Raw genomic sequence first — 19749 nt, 5'->3', positions numbered from 1 at the left:
TTATGAGTAAGCCACTTTTGACTGACGATGTCATTGAGCAGGCTAAGCGTGGGGAAATCGATTTAGAGGAACATCCTTATTATGAGGACTATGATCAAGAGTTCTATGATGAGGACTATGAAGCTAATTATCAGCCCTCTGCTTACAAGAGCCGTCGGATTGAGAATGCTAAACGCAATCAATTCCAACACAAGCTTAATCGCATCCTCTTTTGGGTTGTCGTCCTCTTGATTATTCTCTTCATTGCTGTCTTTTATTTCTAATAAGTCTATGAGTCAGATAGCTCTGTCTACTGATTCAGACAAGATTACAAGCTGAAAAGGAACTATATGAAAATTGGAATTATCGCTGCCATGGAGCAGGAGTTAGTGCTTCTAGTGGAGCAATTGGAAAATAAGGTTGAAGAAACTGTTCTTGGCAATACCTACTACACAGGACGCTTGGGAAAACACGACGTCGTTTTGGTACAATCAGGTGTCGGTAAGGTTATGTCAGCCATGTCTGTGGCTGTTTTGGCAGACCACTTTGGCGTTGATGCCCTCATTAACACTGGTTCTGCAGGAGCAGTAGCACCTGGACTTAAAATTGGAGATGTCGTTGTGGCATCAAAATTGGCCTATCACGATGTTGACTTGACAGCATTTGGCTATGACTATGGGCAAATGTCTATGCAGCCACTCTACTTTGAAAGTGACCCTAGCTTTGTAGAGACTTTTGAAAAGGTTTTGGCTCAAGCCTCTATCGACTCTAAAATTGGTCTTATTGCGACTGGTGATAGCTTTATTGCAGGTCAGGATAAGATTGATGCTATTAAAGGGCACTTTCCAGAAGTCTTAGCCGTGGAAATGGAAGGAGCAGCCATTGCTCAAGCTGCACATAGTGTCAAGAAACCTTTCATCGTTGTTCGTGCTATGAGTGATACAGCAGCCCATGACGCTAATATTACTTTTGACGAATTCATTATTCAGGCGGGGAAACAATCAGCTGCTATCTTAGTGGAGTTTCTCAAAGAGCTTGCCTAAAATACTTTAAATGAGTGTTTATGCTCATTTTCTTAATTAATTTAAAGACGACTGTTATTCCTTTAAGAATGGTAGTTTTTTTCTTCCTTTAGACAAGATAATCCTCTCATTTTTCAAAGAGAAAATCTGAATTTTAGTATTTTTTAGACAAATTTTGAATTAAAATTATGGCAATAAAATGAGAAAGAAAAACAATATTAAAAGAGAGACTCCGAAAGAAAGCCTATAATATAAGGGTTTAAAAATTTCACTATCTATTGATATCTTAGAAATCTTTACAAAACCTCCAAAGGGGTAAATAATTTTCTTGCAAAGTTCTGAAAATAGTGTATAATTCTGGTTGAAAAGGGTTACAAAAATGTTAAGATTTGTAAAAATGGGAGGATAGAATCATGAATAACCTATTCGGTGATTCGAGGCAGCGTTTCTCCATCCGTAAGTTTACGGTGGGCGTTGCTTCGGTCTTACTTTCGTCTGCAGTTTTTGGTGTAAGTACCGCTAATGCAGAACAAGCTGAAGAGCCTACGGGACAGCCAGCTACGAGTGTACTTGAGGAAGCCAGTGAGTCTGATGGTGGAGGCCAAAGGACAAACACTAGTTCTTCAAGTCAAGAAGTGACAGCTGAACCTACTGTTCAGGCAGAAAGTACAAGTGCTATCTCAGTGACTGCTATTTCTAGTGAAGTTGCGCGTCAAGAGCAAACGGTTGCAAGCTCTGAACGAACTAGTTCATCGCAAGATAAGACTAGTGAAACTCTTAGTGAGAAACCTGTAACTGTTAGTGAAACACGAGAAGCTAGTGCTAGCGAACTTGCTGCAGCAAGTAATAGTAGTTCCACTTCATCTGATAATTTCGGACTTAAGGTTACCAATCTAAGTCGTCCAATTCCAGCGGATGTCAAGGTGACTAAGACAGGAACTGAAATTAATGTTCAAAATCCTGATGTGGAAATGGAATTTCCAAATGGAAATAGCAAGTACGCGACTAGCAAGGTAATCTACCACAATATTCCTTTCCCTGATGATATGACCATCAATGAAGGGGATCAGGTCATTTTTAATTTGCCTGAGCAGTTGCGTTTCCGTACTAGATACGATATTAATGTCTATAATCCAGACAATCAAATTGTAGGTCTGGCTCAAATTGATCCTGAGAAGAATCGTGTCACAACGACCTTTAATAATTATTTCCAAACACATCCCAACAATAAGCTCATGAGTTTGGAGTTGGATACCCTTTATTCTGAAGAAGTAGATGAAGGGGAACATCTTACTCTTGATTTTGAGGGACGTATCATTCATGTTTCAGTGGGTAAAGTGCAGTCACCTCCTCCAGGTCAAGAGGTTATTTCTAAGTGGGGTAGTCAAGACAAGAATGATCCGACGCTTTTGAATTGGCAGATGCGTCTTAACTACTCACGTCGTGTTCTTAACAACTTGAGATTGATTGACACTTGGTCTGACAATCAACGATTTGTGGACGGTTCTTTGCAACTCCGCTACATTGATTCAGCAAGTCCTTGGATTGACAAGGGATCGGCTATGGACCTGATTAAGAGTTTCTCTTATGACGACACCCATTTTGAGCTTAAACTCAATCAGTTGGACCGCATGGTTTATGTTTGGTATCAAACCCGTTTGACAAAACCTGTTGAAGAATCAACCAACCCTGTCAACCGTATTAAACTCCATGCGGATGTTGTTTCTGATTCTTACAAGTCAACCATTCGCTTAGTTGGAGGTCGTGGAGATGCCATCGGGGATAATCTCGCTCATTTCAATCTTGAACTTGAGAAGGACTTGGCAGGCAGAGACCTCAAGGACAAAGAATTCACCTTCAAACTAGTTGATGTGACGGATAGTGCCAATCCTGTTGACTTAGGGGAAACCACTAATGATGCCAAGGGTAAAATTGTCTTTTCAAATCTCTCACTTAGCAAGCCAGGCGTCTATCATTATCGTGTGACTGAGGTTCCGGGCAATGACGAAGATGTGGTATACGACAAGCTCGAAGCCAATATCACTATTCAGGTTGTTCGTGAAACTGTAGATAACCAAGTTAAATTGGTTGCCAAGGTTGCCTATCCAGAAGACGTTATCTTTAACAATAAATTAGTAACACCAGCCAAGGCCAAAATTGCATTTGGTAAGGAATTGACCAAGGCAGGTGTTAAGCAAGATCTAAAAGCAGATCAATTCCAATTTGTTCTCAAAGATCGCTTTGGAAAAGTCCTTGAGACTGTTGGAAATACAGCTGACGGTCAGGTTGCCTTTAGTGAGTTGACCTTTAACAAGGTTGGTACCTACAACTACACTGTTGAAGAACTTGCAGGTAAGGATGATGCAATTGTCTATGATACGATGAAAGCTGCTGTTTCTATCACGGTAACACGTGATGGTGATGCTCTTGTTTCAACCGTAGTTAATCCAAAAGACACCATCTTTAACAACAAGTTTGTGACTCCAGCTAAAGCTGCTATTCAGTTCAGTAAGGAATTGACTAAGGCAGGTGTTAACCAAACTTTGACTGCTAATGAGTTCCAATTTGTCCTCAAAGATAGTGCAGGCCATATTGTCGAAACTGTTGGAAATACAGCTGATGGTCGTGTTGCATTTAGTGAACTTCACTTTGATAAGGCAGGAACTTACACTTATACTGTTGAAGAAGTTAAGGGAACTAACGAAGATATCATCTATGATGGTATGAAAGCGACTGTCTGGATTACAGTGACCCGAGATGGGGATGCTTTGGTATCAACGGTCGCTAATCCAAAAGACACTGTCTTTAATAACTATGTTAAAGAAGTGCAACCAGCCAAGGCCAAATTCGAATTGACCAAGGTTCTTACGGGCCGTAACCTCAAAGATGGTGAATTTAGCTTCGTTCTTAAGGACGACAAGGGTAATGTTATCCAAACAGTGACCAATAATGCAAAAGGAAACATTAGTTTTGAAAACATTGTCTATGACAAACCAGGTGTTTACTACTACACTGTTGAAGAAGTCAAGGGTAATGAAGCCGATGTGGTTTATGATAACATGGTAGCTAAATTCCAGGTGACTGTTACCAAGACTGTGGGTGAAAAGGAAAATCTGCTTGTAGCAGCAGTTCTCCTTCCTTTGGATACAGAATTTAACAATAGTTACATTCCTCCAAAACCTCCTACACCGCCAACACCACCGACACCACCAAGTGTCCCACCGAAACCACCAGTGGTTCCGCCAACACCACCAACACCACCAACACCGCCTACTCCACCGGTGACGCCAAAACCAGCTAAGCCAGTTCAATCCTCTGAGAAATCAGGACCTCAACTTCCAGAGACTGGTCAAGCTAACGATACTGCCTTGCTTGCCCTCGGTGTGGCAGCAGAAATGGCAGCAGTCATGGGTGTAGCATATAGCCATCGTCGCCGTAAAGACGTTTAAGATGATGACCTAAAAGATCGAGAATGCTCGATCTTTTTTAGTGTTGGAATGCCTATCTCATTAAATGAGAAATCAAGATAAAGCCAACTGCAGGATGAAATTTCTACTAAATTAAGCTATAATGAGGAGTATGAAAGTTCTACTTTATCTTGAAGGAAAATCGGTTCTTGAAAAATCAGGAATCGGACGGGCTCTCCACCATCAGATGCATGCCTTGGACTTGGCGGGGATTCCCTATACAACGGACATCTTGGGTGATTACGATGTCGTTCATATTAATACTTATGGTCCACGTAGCTTGATGTTGTTGCATGCTGCAAAACGCCGTGGCAAGAAGGTCATCATGCATGGTCATTCGACACGTGAAGACTTTGAGAATTCATTCATCGGTTCTAACCTTTTAGCCCCACTTTTTGGGAAATATTTGGCCCACATGTATCAAAAGGCCGATTACGTGATTACACCATCTGAGTATTCCAAAAAATTGATTCAGTCTTACGGAGTTACCACACCAATCATTGCTGTTTCAAATGGGATTGATCTAAAAAAATACGGTAAGGATCCACGTAAGGAAAAAGTTTTCCGAGACTACTTTGGTATCGAGGAAGGACAGCCAGTGGTTATTTGTGCGGGTCTTTATTTCCAACGCAAGGGAATTGAAGATTTCGTCAAGGTTGCCGAAAAGATGCCTCATGTTCGTTTCATTTGGTTAGGTAGTATCAGCAAATGGCTGATTCCTAAGAAGATTCGAGACATTGTCAATGGTAAGCATCCTGATAATGTCAGCTTCCCAGGTTACTTCAAGGGAGCCGTCTTCCAGGGAGCTATGAGTGGTGCTAACGCCTTCTTTTTTCCGTCCTATGAGGAAACCGAAGGAATCGTAGTGCTAGAGGCCTTTGCCAGTCACCAACATGTGGTTTTGCGTGATATTCCTGTTTATGAGGGCTGGGTTGATGACAAATCTGCTTCATTCGGGCATAACGTGGACGAATTTGTAGTTGCCTTGCAAGATATTATCGATGGTAAAGTGGACAAACGTGAAGAAGGTTACAAGGTTGCGGAAAGTCGCTCGATTGATGATGTCGCCCAAAAACTTGTTGAAGCCTACAAAGAAGTATTGGAGATTTAAATGCGTATCGGATTGTTTACAGATACCTATTTTCCACAGGTATCAGGTGTTGCGACCAGTATTCGCACACTGAAGACGCAGTTGGAAAAAATGGGGCATACAGTCTTTATCTTTACCACGACTGATAGAGATGTTGACCGCTATGAAGACTGGCAGATTGTCCGTATTCCTAGTGTGCCTTTCTTTGCTTTTAAGGATCGCCGAGTGGCTTATCGTGGCTTTTCTAAGGCTCTAGAAATTGCAAAACAGTACAAGCTTGATATTATTCACACGCAGACAGAGTTCTCCTTGGGGCTTCTAGGGATTGCCATTGCGCGTGAACTTAGGATTCCTGTTGTGCACACCTATCATACTCAGTATGAAGACTATGTCCGCTATATTGCCAAAGGTATGGTCATCCGTCCAAGTATGGTTAAGTACATTGTTCGTGGCTTTATGAGCGATCTGGATGGGGTTATCTGTCCGAGCGAGATTGTTTATGACCTTTTACTCAAGTACAAGATTGCTGCTGAAAAACGGGTCATTCCAACAGGCATTGAACTTGAAAAATTCCAGCGTCCAGAGATTACCGAAGAAGATGTAGCGGACTTGAGAGCCAAGCTTGGTATTGCTTCGGATGAAACCATGTTGTTGAGCTTGTCTCGTGTCTCTTATGAGAAAAATATCCAAGCAGTTCTGGCGGCTCTACCTTCGGTTTTAGAGGAAGACGATAAGGTTCGGTTAGTTGTTGCTGGCGATGGCCCTTACCTACCAGACCTGAAGTCCCAAGCCAAGAAACTTGGTATTCTGGATAAGGTGGTTTTCACAGGTATGATTGCACCTGGCGAAACAGCTCTTTACTATAAGGCTGCTAATTTCTTCATCTCGGCATCAACCAGTGAGACTCAGGGCTTGACCTATCTGGAAGCCTTGGCTAGCGGTACTCCGATTATTGCTCATGGAAATCCTTATTTGGATAATGTGATTACGGACCAGATGTTTGGAACGCTTTATTATCATGATAATGATTTAGCTGGGGCAATTTTGGAAGCGGCTATAGCAACGCCGGAAAAAGATGAGACAAAGTGGGCTGAGAAGCTCTATGAAATTTCTGCCGAAAACTTTGGAAAACGTGTCTATGAGTATTACTTGGACCTCACGATTTCTAAGGATTTCCACAATGATTTGAATGGTGAAGATGGTACCATGAAACGCTTGACGCGTATGGTGACTTACTTGCCAACCAAGGCTATTACCTTGCCTGTTAATGGTTCTGTTCGTATCCTCAAAGGATCAGCCAAACAGGTCAAGAAAATCAAAAATATCACGAAACTTTTGGATTAGGAAAGCTATCAGATTTTCCTAGTCAGGTAAAATCTTAGAATTGATTAATAAAAGAGATAATTAGCTTGAAAAATTACAGTTTCATGCTATAATAACGCATAGAGACATATCAGTCATGGGAAATCTTTCAGAGAGCGTGTGTCGCTGGGAATCACGCAGAGGACATGATTGGGACTACTCGATAAATTTTTTATGCAAACATAAAACGGTGGCCACGTTAGAGCCAATCAGAGGTGTAGGACAGACGCATTTTTTGTCGTACACGAACTAAGGTGGAACCACGTTGCGACGTCCTTTTTGGATGTCGCAATTTTTTATGAGGAGATTAACTATGGAGTTGCAAGAATTAGTGGAGCGCAGTTGGGCAATCCGACAAGCTTATCACAATCTGGAAGTTAAGCATCATGGTTCCAAGTGGACGGTAGAAGAAGACCTCTTGGCTTTATCGAATGATATTGGAAATTTCCAACGATTAGTGATGACCAAGCAAGGACGCTACTATGATGAAACACCTTACACACTGGAACATAAACTTTCAGAAAATATCTGGTGGCTAGTAGAACTTTCTCAACGTTTGGATATAGACATCCTGACGGAAATGGAAAACTTCCTCTCTGATAAAGAAAAGCAGTTGAACATTCAGACTAGGAAGTAGTCTGCTAATAAAAAGTCAATGCTTAGAAACTATGAAATAATAAAAGGAGAAAATTATGATTAACATTACTTTTCCAGATGGCGCTGTTCGTGAATTCGAATCCGGCGTTACAACTTTTGAAATTGCACAATCTATCAGCAACTCTTTGGCTAAGAAAGCTCTTGCTGGTAAATTCAACGGTAAATTGATTGATACTACACGTGCTATCACTGAAGATGGAAGCATTGAAATCGTGACACCAGATCACGAAGATGCCCTTCCAATTTTGCGTCACTCAGCGGCTCACTTGTTTGCACAAGCAGCTCGTCGCCTCTTCCCAGACATCCACTTGGGTGTTGGTCCAGCTATCGAAGATGGTTTCTACTACGATACTGACAACCAAGCTGGTCAAATTTCTAACGAAGATCTTCCTCGTATCGAAGAAGAAATGAAGAAAATCGTTAAAGAAAACTTCCCATCAATCCGTGAAGAAGTGACAAAAGACGAGGCGCGTGAAATCTTCAAAAATGACCCATATAAATTGGAATTGATTGAAGAACACTCAGAAGACGAAGGTGGTTTGACTATCTACCGTCAAGGTGAATACGTTGATCTTTGCCGTGGCCCACACGTGCCATCAACTGGTCGTATCCAAGTTTTCCACCTTTTGAATGTTGCAGGTGCCTACTGGCGTGGAAATAGCGATAATGCTATGATGCAACGTATTTATGGTACAGCTTGGTTCGATAAAAAAGATCTCAAGGCTTACCTTAAACGCCTTGAAGAAGCTAAAGAACGTGACCACCGTAAACTTGGTAAAGAACTTGATTTGTTCATGATTTCTCAAGAGGTTGGTCAAGGTCTTCCATTCTGGTTACCAAACGGTGCGACAATTCGTCGTGTCTTGGAACGCTACATCGTGGACAAGGAAGTAGCAGCAGGCTACCAACACGTCTACACTCCACCAATTGCCTCAGTTGAACTTTATAAAACTTCAGGTCACTGGGATCATTACCGTGAAGATATGTTCCCAACAATGGATATGGGAGATGGTGAAGCCTTTGTCCTTCGTCCAATGAACTGTCCTCACCACATCGAAGTTTACAAACACCATGTCCACTCTTATCGTGAATTGCCTATCCGTATCGCTGAAATTGGTATGATGCACCGTTATGAAAAATCTGGTGCCCTTACAGGACTTCAACGTGTACGTGAAATGTCACTTAATGATGGTCATACTTTCGTAACACCTGAACAAATCAAAGATGAGTTCCAACGTACGCTTCAATTGATTATCGATGTTTACGAAGATTTCAACTTGACTGACTATCGTTTCCGTTTGTCATATCGTGACCCTAAAGATACTCACAAATATTTTGACAATGACGAAATGTGGGAAAATGCTCAAAGCATGTTGAAATCAGCTATGGATGACATGGAACTTGACTACTTTGAAGCAGAAGGTGAAGCTGCCTTCTACGGTCCAAAACTTGATATCCAAGTGAAGACTGCCCTTGGTAATGAAGAAACCCTTTCTACTATCCAATTGGACTTCTTGCTTCCAGAACGTTTTGACCTTAAATACATCGGAGCTGATGGAGAAGAACACCGTCCAGTTATGATTCACCGTGGGGTTATCTCAACAATGGAACGCTTTACAGCTATTCTTATTGAAAACTACAAAGGAGCCTTCCCAACTTGGTTGGCACCTCAACAAGTAACTGTTATCCCAGTTTCAAATGAAGCCCACACAGATTATGCTTGGGAAGTTGCTAAACAACTTCGTGACCGTGGTATCCGTGTTGAAGTGGATGAACGTAACGAGAAAATGCAATACAAGATTCGTGCGTCTCAAACACAAAAAATCCCTTATCAATTGATTGTTGGTGATAAGGAAATGGAAGACGGAACTGTTAACGTTCGTCGTTATGGACAAAAACAAACACATACAGAAGCTGTGTCAGAATTTGTAGAAAATATCCTTGCTGATATTGCTCGCAAATCACGCCCAGATGCCGAATAAAAAAGGGTCGGTTAGCTAAGCTAACTGACTTTTTAGTAGGATAAACCATGCATGTTTTTATGAAAAGACTTTTATTTCTGATGGGAGCAGTTCTAGTCTTGTTACTGGCTAGCTTTATCTATCATAGATTAGCCTTGCAAAGAGAAAAGGCTTCTCTCAACCCTATGGGGCAAATGGTGTCTGTGAATGGCCATGACATGAGCGTCTTTGTGAAGGGAAATGGTCCACAAACCTTAGTTTTTCTATCTGGTGCTGGAACGGCCTCTCCCATTCTAGATTTTAAAGACTTGTATGATGGGCTTTCTAAGCAGTATAAGATAGTCGTTGTAGAGAGAGCTGGCTATGGTTATAGTGAGGACACATCTAAGTCCAGAGATGTGTCTGAGGTTCTTTCTGAGACACGTCAAGCCCTAGCCAAGGCACAAGTATCAGGTCCTTATATTATTCTTTCTCATTCGATGGCCTCCTTAGAAACGCTTTTGTGGCAAGAAAAATATCCAAGTGAAATACAGGCAGTCATCGGCTTAGATTGGGCTCTACCAGAGAGTTATTCACAATTGAGAATGCATTCCCAGATTTTACGTATGGCTCGTTTGGGAAGTCAATTAGGTCTTTTAAGGTATATACCGAGTCGCTTATATGTGCCTAATGAAAATCTAAGTAGTAGTGATCGACGCCTCTATCAACGAATAGCTTATCGTCAAATACTGTCACAAGCTATGTTAAATGAGAGCCTATCTGTTAAGGAAAATGCTAAAAAGGTTGATGATAAGATAGATTCACAAATCCCCACCTTACTTTTGGTTTCTAATGGAGAAGGCACGAGTTTTAGCAAGGAGGAGTGGCGAAATTATGCGGCCAGATTTGCAAAGGACCAGAAAAATATCGCACTGACTTTTTATGATGCCCCACATTATCTTTATCACTATCAGACCAAAGAGGTAGTTGCTAAGATAGAGGACTTCATAAAAGGGACCACTGATTAAACTAACTTATGTTATTGAGGAGAGATGAGATGCTCATAGGCTCAAAAGCCTTTTCTAGCTTATGGAAGGAATGGCAAAAGGAATACCAGCCACTGCAGGTGCTGAAGTTATTGCTTGCTTATATAGAGATGCCAGAGGATCTATCTGGGGAGATAAAGGAAACTCAGCGTTTATTATCCTATTTTGACCCTGACTTGGCGCCTCATGATGCTTTCTGGAAGGATGTTGCCAGGTTAGTAGATTTGGCTTTTCCTGAGGACAGCTTATCTAAAAAATTCTCTATTGAGCGACAAATCCATCAGTTACGTTACCTGATTTCTAGTCAACAGGCCCAGTATGTGAGGACACATTATAAAAAAACAGGGATGACAGACAAAGAAGCTTTAGCTGTCTATCTCAGATGGAAACCTTTCACCATGTTTGATCAGGGGCGTCTGCACCAAAAGATTTCTTTCTGTGATGGCAAGGGGATTTATCCAGATGGAATTCCTAGTGTTAATTTAAAAATTCTTCTCTATAATCGGATTGAGTTTATTTTGGATAGTCAGGGAAATTTTCTCAATGAGGTCGATGCGGAGCAGGTGACTGAGAGTGGAGTGGTTAATGGTGCTAGTTTCAACTATGGCAATTTCAAGCGCCACTGGCAACTGGATGTGGAGCCGGTTCAACCACATGATCCTGCCTTTCGTAATCGGATGACCAAGGGTTTTCGATCACCCAACAAATTGAGAAAGAAGTGGGGCCGAAAAGAGCCTGAGCATTTTGACAGGTCTTTTTACAATCCAAATGGTATCTATGCTCAGTCACACAGATCTTTGGCTAATGATGTCAAACGTCAAGCCAGACTTTTTCTCGCCATGGTTTATGGCTTTAAACCAGTTCAGAAAAAGCAAATAAAGGAGGTTCATATGTCTAAACAACCACAAAACAATAAAGGAACAGCAGTTCTAGGATCACTAGTATTTATGGCCTTATACGCCCTAGGTATTTGGCACAATGCTGTCCGAGGAAATATTCCCTTTCTCATTCTTTGGAGTGTTTTACTCCTTGTTAATGTCAGCTATTTGATTTTCCGCTTGAGAAAATAAAAAAAGAAAGTGATATGGACCTAAATGGTAAGAAATTTAGGTCTGTATCACTTTTTTGTATATTCAATTACAGCTTACCACTTGCTTTCTTCTGGGATAATAATCCAGCAAATGATGTAGAAAAGAAAACCTGTTCCAAATAAGAAGATCGCTGCAGCCCAAATAAGGCGAATAATGACAGGGTCAGTGTCAAGATATTTAGCGATACCAGAACAAACACCGGCAATAATTTTGTTGTTTGGATCTCTTCTGAGTTCTTTTTTCATATGATTTACCTCCGTACTTCCTTATTATACCATAACACCTTGATGTCTAGTATTGGCTTTAAGGAAGCATAAAGTAGACAATCCCCATATATTGAAGAGCCGAAGCCAACATGATGAAGAGGTGCCAAATCATGTGGAAGTATGGTTTTTTCTTAGCATAGAAAGCTGCACCAACCGTGTATGACAATCCTCCAGCAAGCATGAGTCCCCAAAAGGCAGGTCCTGTCTTAGTGACGATAGCTGGAATAATGAAGATAACCAACCATCCCATCATCAGATAGAGGAAGAGGGAGAATTTTTCGTTGATTTTTTTAGCAAAGATTTTGTAAAGAATACCAAAAATTGTTGTTCCCCATTGGAGGACGATGATGCTGTAGCCTAGCCATCCGCCAACCAGTGAGAGGGCAACAGGGGTGTAGCTTCCAGCAATGGCGATATAAATCATGCTGTGGTCAATAATTCTTAGAACCATCTTGTGGGGTGAGTTATAATCCATAGCATGATAGATGGCTGAACTCAAAAACATGAGGAAGAGACTGATGACAAAAACGGACATCCCTACGGCAGCAGTCATGCCGTAGCCGTTGTTGGCATGAACAGCAGTAATTGGCAATAAGACTAGCATGGCCATAGCTCCGACGGCGTGAGTCACGCTGTTAGCCACTTCCTCACCAAAGCTAAGTTTTTTACTGAGTTTGAGGTTGGGAGAAGTATTAAAAGTAGCAGTATTAGACATTGTTTCCTCCTTCAAGGTCGTTCAAAAGTTGATGGGTAGCTCGGTAGCATTGAAGCGTCTGACAGGCTGAGAGTATGACTTGCGGAGCCTCTTGGGGAAACTGACCATTCATACAGGCTACAAAGTCATTGTAGTAACTCTTTTGACTTTCAGCATCTGTACGCAGGATTTCCAAGGTTTTAGCAATCTCAGAAATCTCAAAGACGGTCTTCAGACTAGTGATGACAATAAGTCTAGCTACCTGAGCAGCATTATATTTTTTCTTGATGGGTTTTGCGACATGGCCATGTTTGACATAATTATTGACCATAGAGGCGGTTAGCCCCTTGTCGTTTGGCCCCAAAGTACTTTGGGTGACCTGATTGACATAGAGCAAAACCTGATCCAAATAGAGTTCAATCTCTGGTAATTCTTCCCAGAGAGGGTATTGTTGTGTTGTCAAATTATAAAAACCTCTTTATCTAGTTTTCATAACCAGATTATAACATTATAGAAATTTAAGTCAAGTCAGAACTTACGGGAAATGAAAAAGATGTTGAGATAATATGTTCAACATCTTTATTTCTTATGTGATATGGCAGAGTTATTTTTTAAAACTGCTTCAATATCTCTTTTTATGGGGTTCTAAGTTTCTCCAAAATTGCTTGTGCAGTTTCTTGATTCATATGTTTGGCCTTGAGAAGTTCAGCCAAAACGTGAGGCATCTCTTCAGGGCTAGCACCGGCTAGTAGGGCTAGAGATTTGGCCTGAAGTTTCATATGTCCTGCTTGGATACCTGTTGAAGTCAGAGCTTTGAGAGCAGCCAGATTTTGTGCCAAACCAAGAGAAACGATGATACTAGCTAGGTTTTTAGCATCTGGATGGTTAAGTAAGTCATGGGCGATAGAAACACTAGGGTTAAGTCCGATTGAACCGCCACGGGTTGCAATTGGCATGGGGAGGGTTAATTCTCCCACCAATTCTTTAGCCTCCTGGTCATAAGTCCATGTGGACAGGCCACGGTAGCTACCATCCTTGCTAGCATAGGCATGGCTACCAGCCTCAACTGCTCGCCAATCATTGCCAGTCGCAATAACTAGGGCATCGATACCATTGAAAATTCCCTTGTTATGGGTAGCTGCTCGGTAAGGGTCCACCTGGGCCAACTGGCTAGCCATCTCCATTTTCTTAGCTAAATCATGAGCGTCTTCCTTGTTACGACTGAGGAAGCGTGTGCTAAGACGACAAGTTGCTGTCACTAGACTCTCGGTGGCAAGATTTGAGAGAATGGCCATGAGACTTTGACCTTCTGAGAGATTTTCCAGTTCTGGCACCAGTGCTTCCATCATGGTGTTGACCATATTGGCTCCCATGGCTTCTTGGGTATCAACGGCTAGATAGACAATGAGGAAGTCTCCCTTAGCCTCAGTCCAGAGCTTGCGAGGGCCACCCCCACGCTTAACAATAGAAGGATGAGCCTCTTTGGCAATCTCTATGAGGTCCTGATTAGCTGCTTGAATTTTACTTGAAGCAGCGGCTTTATCAGGAACGTCAAAAAGGGCAACTTGGCCAATCATTTGACGATTATGAATCGTAGTTGTGAAACCGCCAGAGCGCTTAATGAGCTTGCTAGCATAGGAAGCAGCGGCGACGACAGAAGGTTCCTCAGTAACCATGGGAACCTGGTAGGTTACACCGTCTACCAATACATCTGGGCAAACGGCAAAGGGAAGTGTAAATCGACCAATAACATTTTCAGCCATTTGGTTGGCTGTTTCAAGGGTGAGTTGTTGGTCCTTATCCAGAAGATCTTGATTTTCCTGAGACAAAAGAGCATTCTTTTTCAAATGCTCTTTACGTTCTTGCGGTGTCTTCTTGGAAAAACCAGTCCAAGAGAGTTTAGTCATATTAATTTCCTTTATAGATACGTTGGTGTTCAGAGATTTCAGTTAAACGGAAAGCTCCGGTTTGGTAATCAGCGAATTGAGTAGAGCCAGTGTCATCCAACTGCGCCTCTTCATAGAAAAGTTTTTCATAATCAGCAACGCTCAAGGGTTGACGTTTGGCAAAGGTATCTAGACGGTCTGAACGAAGCAGGTCTTTGTAGCCCTCAACCAGACGTCCTGAGAAAATTTCAGAGACAGCTCCAGAACCGTAAGAGAAGAAGCCAATCTTATCTCCTGCTTTAAGGTCTTGCGACTGTTCAAGCAATGAAAGAAGTCCAAGATAAAGTGACCCTGTATAGATATTTCCAATTTGGCGACTATAGGTAATTGAAGCATCAAAGTTGTTTGTTAAACGCTCTTTATTCTCGGGATTCAAATCTTTTGGAATGATTTTATTAAGTCCCTTAAGAGCTAGCTTAGGATAAGGAAGGTGGAGACAAAAAGCTGTAAAATCAGCAAAGTCAGCCTGATGACGCTCTTGGTAAGCTGCCCAAGTTGTCTTCAAACTGTCAAGGTACTGCTTGGTTGAATAGATGCCTTGAACATAAGGCGTTGAACTGTAGTTTGGGCGCCAGAAGTCCATGACATCACGAGTTTGTGCTACATTGTCATCAGTAAGCTCCAAAATACGTGGATTCTGACTGACTAGCATAGCTACAGCACCAGCTCCCTGGGTTGACTCACCAGAAGATCCGACACCATAACGGGCAATATCACTAGCGATAACCAGCACCTTGCTATCTGGGTGGGCTGCCACGTGCAATTTGGCATAGTTAAGTCCAGCAGTTGCAGCGTAGCAAGCTTCTTTCATCTCAAAAGAACGGGCAAAAGGTTGAATACCCAAAAGACTGTGAACATAGACAGCAGCAGCCTTTGACTGGTCAATGGAAGACTCAGTAGCCACGATGACCATATCGATAGCTTTTTTGTCATCGTCATTTAAAATATCAGCCGCCGCATCAGAGGCAAGCGTCACAATATCTTCTGTAATCGGCGTAATACTGGTTGCATCAAGCATCAGCCCCTTGCTGAATTTTTCAGGCTCCGCCCCACGGGCAAGAGCGAGATCAGCCATGTTTAGAACATATTGACTGGTCGCAAAACCAATCTTATCAATTCCAATAGACATATGATGTTTCCTTTTTTTCTTCATTGTAGAGTATCCAGAGAATACTAATCTATAGTGATTTTACCATAAAATAGCACTTTCTCCTTGAAAAAACTTTGATAGTTAGTTATATCTTCTGTTTCGATAGGAACTAGAGGATTTCACAAGACTTTCCTTTGGGGAACATGACCCTTTTGTTTCTCATTTCAAGCAGAATAGGGTAAAATTGAAATGGCACTCTACTAGTTTTTTAGCTATGTTAGAAAAGTAAAATTGTTGTTATATATTGAAATCATTGCGAGCGTTAAGTGAGACTTTCCGCTGTGAGATAAGTGTCTGTAAATAAAGTGTTTTGTTTACAGACACTCGGAATTTTTGAGACCATAGGCTCAAAAATTAGTCTTGGAACTTCGAAGAAGTTCGCAGACGTCCGTAATCATTTAAGGAAAGTCTCAAAAAATACTTTGTTTTCAATTGAATAAAGAGGAAAATCATGACAAAAGCAGACACTATATTTAAAGAAAATATCACTAAAATCATGGAAGAGGGTGTTTGGTCGGAGCAAGCACGTCCTAAATACAAGGATGGCACTACAGCCAATTCCAAATACATTACAGGGTCTTTTGCTGAATATGATTTGAGCAAGGGAGAGTTTCCTATTACCACTCTGCGTCCTATCGCTATCAAATCAGCCATCAAAGAAGTGCTTTGGATTTACCAAGACCAGTCAAATAGCCTAGATGTCCTTGAAGACAAGTATAATGTGTATTATTGGAATGACTGGGAAGTTGAAGGCGTACCTGCCAATAATGGGGACAAGCGTTCGATTGGTCAGCGTTATGGGGCGGTCGTTAAGAAGCACGATATTATTAACCGTTTGTTGGCTCAGTTGGAGGCTAATCCGTGGAATCGCCGTAATGTCATCTCCCTTTGGGATTACGAGGCCTTCGAGGAGACAGCAGGACTTCAGCCTTGTGCCTTCCAAACCATGTTTGACGTTCGTCGTGTGGGTGAGGACATTTATTTGGATGCTACTTTGACGCAACGTTCTAACGATATGTTGGTGGCTCATCATATTAATGCCATGCAGTATGTTGCCCTTCAGATGATGATTGCCAAGCACTTTGGTTGGGAAGTTGGTAAATTCTTTTATTTTATCAACAACCTCCATATTTATGACAATCAATTTGAGCAAGCCGAAGAACTGCTCAAACGTCAGCCCTCTGATTGCCAACCACGCTTGGTCCTCAATGTTCCTGATGGGACTAATTTCTTCGATATCAAACCAGAAGATTTTGAATTGGTTGACTATGACCCTGTTAAACCTCAACTCAAATTTGACTTAGCAATTTAATAAATGCTTATGATTTAAGCCCATAAAGAGCTGGCAAAGTTTTTTCCAAGCTCTTTTTCTCTTTTTTTGTTAGAATGGATTGTAAACTTAAAAAGAAAAGGAAATACTGTGTCTAAACAACTCATTGCTATTTGGGCGGAAGCTCATAACCATGTTATTGGGAAGAATCACACCATGCCTTGGCACTTGCCTGCTGAACTGGCACATTTCAAGAAAACGACCATGGGCTCAGCAATTCTCATGGGACGTGTGACCTTTGATGGCATGAACCGTCGTTGCCTACCAGGACGTGAAACCTTGATTTTGACACGAGATAAGGACTTCGACTGTGAGGGTGTAACGACTGTTACGAGTGTTGAGGAAGCTCTGGCTTGGTTCGAACAGCAAGATAAGGACCTCTATATTGCTGGTGGTGCTGGTGTCTACAAGGCTTTTGATGGATATTATGATGCACTCATCAAGACAACTATTGAGGCTGATTTAGAGGGAGACACGTATTTTCCACAACTAGACATGACGGCATTTAAAGAGGTATCACGTGACCACGTGGTCAAGGATGATAAAAATGCCTACGACTTTAGCATAAGTCGCTATGAAAAAGAAGGAGACTAGGTTCATGCAACGTAGTGTTTTTGGGTTATTTACTGCATTATTGGGGGTGCTTTGTGTACTCTCTGCCATTCCTGCCTTTCGCAAGAAACGTTATGGGTTAGCAGTTTTTCTCTTTTTAAATGCTTTTACTAACCTTGTCAATACTATTCACGCCTTCTATGGCACCCTATTTTAGAAAAGAGTGAGGAATAAATGGCTGGAAATCGTAATGAAGAAATGGTTTATTGTTCATTTTGTGGCAAAAACCAAGAAGAAGTAAAGAAAATTATCGCTGGGAATGGCGTCTTTATCTGTAACGAATGTGTGGCCTTGTCACAAGAAATCATTCGTGAGGAAATGGCAGAAGAAGTTTTGGCTGACTTGGCTGAAACTCCGAAGCCAAAAGAACTTTTAGATATTTTGAACAACTATGTCGTGGGGCAGGACCGTGCCAAACGTGCCTTGGCGGTAGCTGTTTACAATCACTATAAACGTATCAATTTCACAGAAAGTCGTGAAGACAATGATGTGGATTTGCAAAAATCAAATATTCTCATGATTGGACCAACTGGTTCAGGGAAGACTTTCTTGGCTCAGACCTTGGCTCGTAGCTTGAATGTTCCATTTGCGATTGCGGATGCAACATCATTGACAGAGGCAGGTTATGTGGGTGAGGACGTGGAAAATATCCTCCTCAAACTGATCCAAGCGGCAGACTTCAATATCGAACGTGCGGAACGTGGTATCATTTATGTTGACGAGATTGATAAGATTGCTAAAAAGGGTGAAAATGTATCAATCACTCGTGACGTTTCTGGTGAGGGGGTTCAACAAGCTCTCTTGAAGATTATCGAAGGAACAGTAGCTAGCGTTCCCCCTCAAGGTGGTCGTAAACACCCTAACCAAGAGATGATTCAAATTGATACTAAGAATATTCTCTTTATCGTTGGTGGTGCTTTTGATGGTATCGAAGATATCGTTAAGCAACGTCTTGGTGAGAAAATCATTGGTTTTGGTCAAAATAATAAGGCAATTGATGATGACTCATCATACATGCAAGAAATTGTGGCTGAAGATATTCAAAAATTCGGTCTTATCCCTGAGTTTATCGGACGTTTGCCAGTCCTTGCGGCCCTTGAACAGTTAACGGTTGACGACTTGGTTCGTATCTTGACAGAGCCTAGAAATGCCTTGGTTAAACAGTACCAAACCCTCTTGTCTTATGATGGGGTTGAACTGGAGTTTGACCAGGATGCTCTTGAAGCTATTGCAAGTAAGGCAATTGAACGTAAGACCGGTGCGCGTGGCCTTCGCTCTATCATTGAGGAAGTCATGATGGATGTCATGTTTGAAATTCCTAGCCAGGAAGATGTGACTAAGGTTCGTATTACAAAAGAAGCCGTTGACGGCACAGCTGCTCCAGTTTTGGAAACAGCATAAGGAGGTTCTATGGCTGAAGAACAAGTCCTAAATACGCACAATGCTGAGATTTTGCTTAGTGCGGCGAATAAGAGCCACTATCCCCAAGATGACCTCCCTGAGGTTGCCCTAGCAGGACGCTCGAATGTTGGTAAATCAAGCTTTATCAATACACTTCTTGGTCGTAAAAACCTAGCACGTACTTCTGGGAAACCAGGGAAAACTCAGTTGCTTAATTTCTACAATATTGACGATAAGCTTCGTTTTGTGGATGTGCCAGGTTACGGTTATGCCCGTGTGTCTAAAAAAGAACGTGCCAAATGGGGCAAAATGATTGAGGAGTACCTCGTGACTCGAGATAATCTTCGTGTCGTTGTTAGCTTGGTTGACCTCCGACATGAACCAACTCAAGACGATATCCAAATGTATGAATTTCTCAAGTATTATGAAATTCCGGTTATCGTTGTAGCGACTAAGGCTGACAAGATTCCTCGCGGAAAATGGAACAAGCACGAATCAATTATTAAGAAAAAACTCAATTTCGATAAAAATGACCATTTCATCGTCTTTTCATCTGTCACACGTGACGGTTATGATGAAGCATGGGATACGATTTTAGCAGAATTATAAAAAGAGCTCGGAGAAATCCGAGTTTTTTTCTTGCGATAGTTTTTGTCTATCTCTTTGATAGTTTCCACCTATTATCCAAAGGGTTTT

At 41.7% G+C, this 19749-nt stretch carries 19 protein-coding genes; 14 read left to right on the top strand and 5 right to left on the bottom strand.

Features of this window, described 5'->3' with window-relative positions; all coding sequences use genetic code 11:
* The first annotated feature begins 2 nt into the window (after positions 1–2).
* From macP to H7T93_RS01705, 9 genes are all read left to right on the top strand, one after another.
* A complete protein-coding gene (gene macP, locus H7T93_RS01745) occupies positions 3–263 on the top strand; it encodes a cell wall synthase accessory phosphoprotein MacP (protein WP_037602071.1) in 261 nt (86 codons plus the stop codon).
* A 66-nt stretch (positions 264–329) separates the two neighbouring features.
* Positions 330–1022 (top strand): 5'-methylthioadenosine/adenosylhomocysteine nucleosidase, encoded by a 693-nt coding sequence (locus tag H7T93_RS01740; RefSeq protein ID WP_060972447.1) that lies wholly within the window; start codon positions 330–332, stop codon positions 1020–1022.
* 392 nt (positions 1023–1414) lie between these two features.
* On the top strand, positions 1415–4450 hold the full coding sequence (locus H7T93_RS01735) for a Spy0128 family protein (protein WP_201041599.1): 3036 nt from the start codon (positions 1415–1417) through the stop codon (positions 4448–4450).
* A gap of 130 nt (positions 4451–4580) precedes the next feature.
* Entirely contained in the window at positions 4581–5579 is a 999-nt protein-coding gene (locus H7T93_RS01730; protein ID WP_107372731.1) for a glycosyltransferase family 4 protein, read from the top strand.
* Complete coding sequence (locus H7T93_RS01725) at positions 5580–6902, top strand: glycosyltransferase family 4 protein (protein ID WP_073686452.1); 1323 nt, start codon at positions 5580–5582, stop codon at positions 6900–6902.
* 331 nt (positions 6903–7233) lie between these two features.
* Positions 7234–7557 carry a MazG-like protein gene (locus tag H7T93_RS01720; protein ID WP_037601528.1) on the top strand — a complete coding sequence of 108 codons (324 nt, stop codon included), beginning with the start codon at positions 7234–7236 and terminating at the stop codon, positions 7555–7557.
* Between the two features lie 55 nt (positions 7558–7612).
* Positions 7613–9559 carry a threonine--tRNA ligase gene (gene thrS, locus H7T93_RS01715; RefSeq protein WP_060971316.1) on the top strand — a complete coding sequence of 649 codons (1947 nt, stop codon included), beginning with the start codon at positions 7613–7615 and terminating at the stop codon, positions 9557–9559.
* A 47-nt stretch (positions 9560–9606) separates the two neighbouring features.
* Positions 9607–10545 carry an alpha/beta fold hydrolase gene (locus tag H7T93_RS01710; RefSeq protein WP_110980891.1) on the top strand — a complete coding sequence of 313 codons (939 nt, stop codon included), beginning with the start codon at positions 9607–9609 and terminating at the stop codon, positions 10543–10545.
* 29 nt (positions 10546–10574) lie between these two features.
* On the top strand, positions 10575–11633 hold the full coding sequence (locus H7T93_RS01705) for a DUF3114 domain-containing protein (RefSeq protein WP_110980890.1): 1059 nt from the start codon (positions 10575–10577) through the stop codon (positions 11631–11633).
* 74 nt (positions 11634–11707) lie between these two features.
* On the opposite strand, the gene H7T93_RS01700 is transcribed toward H7T93_RS01705, so the two are convergent.
* The 5 genes from H7T93_RS01700 to H7T93_RS01680 all read right to left on the bottom strand — a co-directional run bounded on the left by H7T93_RS01700 (position 11708) and on the right by H7T93_RS01680 (position 15689).
* A complete protein-coding gene (locus H7T93_RS01700) occupies positions 11708–11899 on the bottom strand; it encodes a PspC domain-containing protein (protein ID WP_064523165.1) in 192 nt (63 codons plus the stop codon).
* Positions 11900–11957: 58 nt separating this feature from the next.
* The gene (trhA, locus tag H7T93_RS01695; RefSeq protein ID WP_037597545.1) at positions 11958–12635 is read right to left on the bottom strand and encodes a PAQR family membrane homeostasis protein TrhA; all 678 of its coding nucleotides are present in this window, start codon (positions 12633–12635) and stop codon (positions 11958–11960) included.
* Positions 12628–13077: a DUF1836 domain-containing protein gene (locus H7T93_RS01690; RefSeq protein ID WP_002885964.1), complete on the bottom strand. Its 450-nt coding sequence runs from the start codon at positions 13075–13077 to the stop codon at positions 12628–12630. The genes trhA and H7T93_RS01690 overlap by 8 nt, the downstream gene beginning before the upstream one ends.
* 172 nt (positions 13078–13249) lie before the next feature.
* A complete protein-coding gene (locus tag H7T93_RS01685; protein WP_110980889.1) occupies positions 13250–14521 on the bottom strand; it encodes a hydroxymethylglutaryl-CoA reductase, degradative in 1272 nt (423 codons plus the stop codon).
* Between the two features lies 1 nt (position 14522).
* Positions 14523–15689, bottom strand: a complete 1167-nt coding sequence (locus tag H7T93_RS01680) for a hydroxymethylglutaryl-CoA synthase (RefSeq protein WP_201041598.1) — start codon at positions 15687–15689, stop codon at positions 14523–14525.
* Between the two features lie 472 nt (positions 15690–16161).
* Between H7T93_RS01680 and H7T93_RS01675 the strand changes: the two genes are divergently transcribed.
* The 5 genes from H7T93_RS01675 to yihA all read left to right on the top strand — a co-directional run bounded on the left by H7T93_RS01675 (position 16162) and on the right by yihA (position 19662).
* Positions 16162–17022 carry a thymidylate synthase gene (locus H7T93_RS01675; protein WP_201041597.1) on the top strand — a complete coding sequence of 287 codons (861 nt, stop codon included), beginning with the start codon at positions 16162–16164 and terminating at the stop codon, positions 17020–17022.
* 108 nt (positions 17023–17130) lie between these two features.
* On the top strand, positions 17131–17634 hold the full coding sequence (locus H7T93_RS01670; RefSeq protein ID WP_201041596.1) for a dihydrofolate reductase: 504 nt from the start codon (positions 17131–17133) through the stop codon (positions 17632–17634).
* Between the two features lie 4 nt (positions 17635–17638).
* Complete coding sequence (locus tag H7T93_RS01665) at positions 17639–17809, top strand: hypothetical protein (protein ID WP_002886174.1); 171 nt, start codon at positions 17639–17641, stop codon at positions 17807–17809.
* 17 nt (positions 17810–17826) lie between these two features.
* Complete coding sequence (clpX, locus tag H7T93_RS01660; RefSeq protein ID WP_002890340.1) at positions 17827–19053, top strand: ATP-dependent Clp protease ATP-binding subunit ClpX; 1227 nt, start codon at positions 17827–17829, stop codon at positions 19051–19053.
* A gap of 9 nt (positions 19054–19062) precedes the next feature.
* Positions 19063–19662 (top strand): ribosome biogenesis GTP-binding protein YihA/YsxC, encoded by a 600-nt coding sequence (gene yihA / locus H7T93_RS01655; RefSeq protein ID WP_002885996.1) that lies wholly within the window; start codon positions 19063–19065, stop codon positions 19660–19662.
* Positions 19663–19749 lie beyond the last annotated feature (87 nt).

This window comes from Streptococcus sp. 9.1 (genome assembly GCF_016648815.1).
In the GTDB taxonomy this organism is placed as follows: Bacteria; Bacillota; Bacilli; order Lactobacillales; family Streptococcaceae; genus Streptococcus; species Streptococcus salivarius_E.
The sequence above is the reverse complement of the archived record's forward strand: the minus strand, read 5'-3'. Positions and strand labels throughout refer to the sequence as shown.

Excerpts from the sequence above, each read along its gene's own strand:
- macP (WP_037602071.1), top strand. The coding sequence starts at position 3 with ATGAGTAAGCCACTTTTGACTGACGATGTCATTGAGCAGGCTAAGCGT.
- H7T93_RS01665 (WP_002886174.1), top strand. The coding sequence starts at position 17,639 with ATGCAACGTAGTGTTTTTGGGTTATTTACTGCATTATTGGGGGTGCTT.
- H7T93_RS01720 (WP_037601528.1), top strand. The coding sequence starts at position 7,234 with ATGGAGTTGCAAGAATTAGTGGAGCGCAGTTGGGCAATCCGACAAGCT.
- H7T93_RS01725 (WP_073686452.1), top strand. The coding sequence starts at position 5,580 with ATGCGTATCGGATTGTTTACAGATACCTATTTTCCACAGGTATCAGGT.
- H7T93_RS01685 (WP_110980889.1), bottom strand. The coding sequence starts at position 14,521 with ATGACTAAACTCTCTTGGACTGGTTTTTCCAAGAAGACACCGCAAGAA.
- yihA (WP_002885996.1), top strand. The coding sequence starts at position 19,063 with ATGGCTGAAGAACAAGTCCTAAATACGCACAATGCTGAGATTTTGCTT.
- H7T93_RS01705 (WP_110980890.1), top strand. The coding sequence starts at position 10,575 with ATGCTCATAGGCTCAAAAGCCTTTTCTAGCTTATGGAAGGAATGGCAA.
- H7T93_RS01735 (WP_201041599.1), top strand. The coding sequence starts at position 1,415 with ATGAATAACCTATTCGGTGATTCGAGGCAGCGTTTCTCCATCCGTAAG.
- H7T93_RS01740 (WP_060972447.1), top strand. The coding sequence starts at position 330 with ATGAAAATTGGAATTATCGCTGCCATGGAGCAGGAGTTAGTGCTTCTA.
- trhA (WP_037597545.1), bottom strand. The coding sequence starts at position 12,635 with ATGTCTAATACTGCTACTTTTAATACTTCTCCCAACCTCAAACTCAGT.
- clpX (WP_002890340.1), top strand. The coding sequence starts at position 17,827 with ATGGCTGGAAATCGTAATGAAGAAATGGTTTATTGTTCATTTTGTGGC.
- H7T93_RS01675 (WP_201041597.1), top strand. The coding sequence starts at position 16,162 with ATGACAAAAGCAGACACTATATTTAAAGAAAATATCACTAAAATCATG.
- H7T93_RS01710 (WP_110980891.1), top strand. The coding sequence starts at position 9,607 with ATGCATGTTTTTATGAAAAGACTTTTATTTCTGATGGGAGCAGTTCTA.
- H7T93_RS01680 (WP_201041598.1), bottom strand. The coding sequence starts at position 15,689 with ATGTCTATTGGAATTGATAAGATTGGTTTTGCGACCAGTCAATATGTT.
- H7T93_RS01730 (WP_107372731.1), top strand. The coding sequence starts at position 4,581 with ATGAAAGTTCTACTTTATCTTGAAGGAAAATCGGTTCTTGAAAAATCA.
- H7T93_RS01700 (WP_064523165.1), bottom strand. The coding sequence starts at position 11,899 with ATGAAAAAAGAACTCAGAAGAGATCCAAACAACAAAATTATTGCCGGT.
- thrS (WP_060971316.1), top strand. The coding sequence starts at position 7,613 with ATGATTAACATTACTTTTCCAGATGGCGCTGTTCGTGAATTCGAATCC.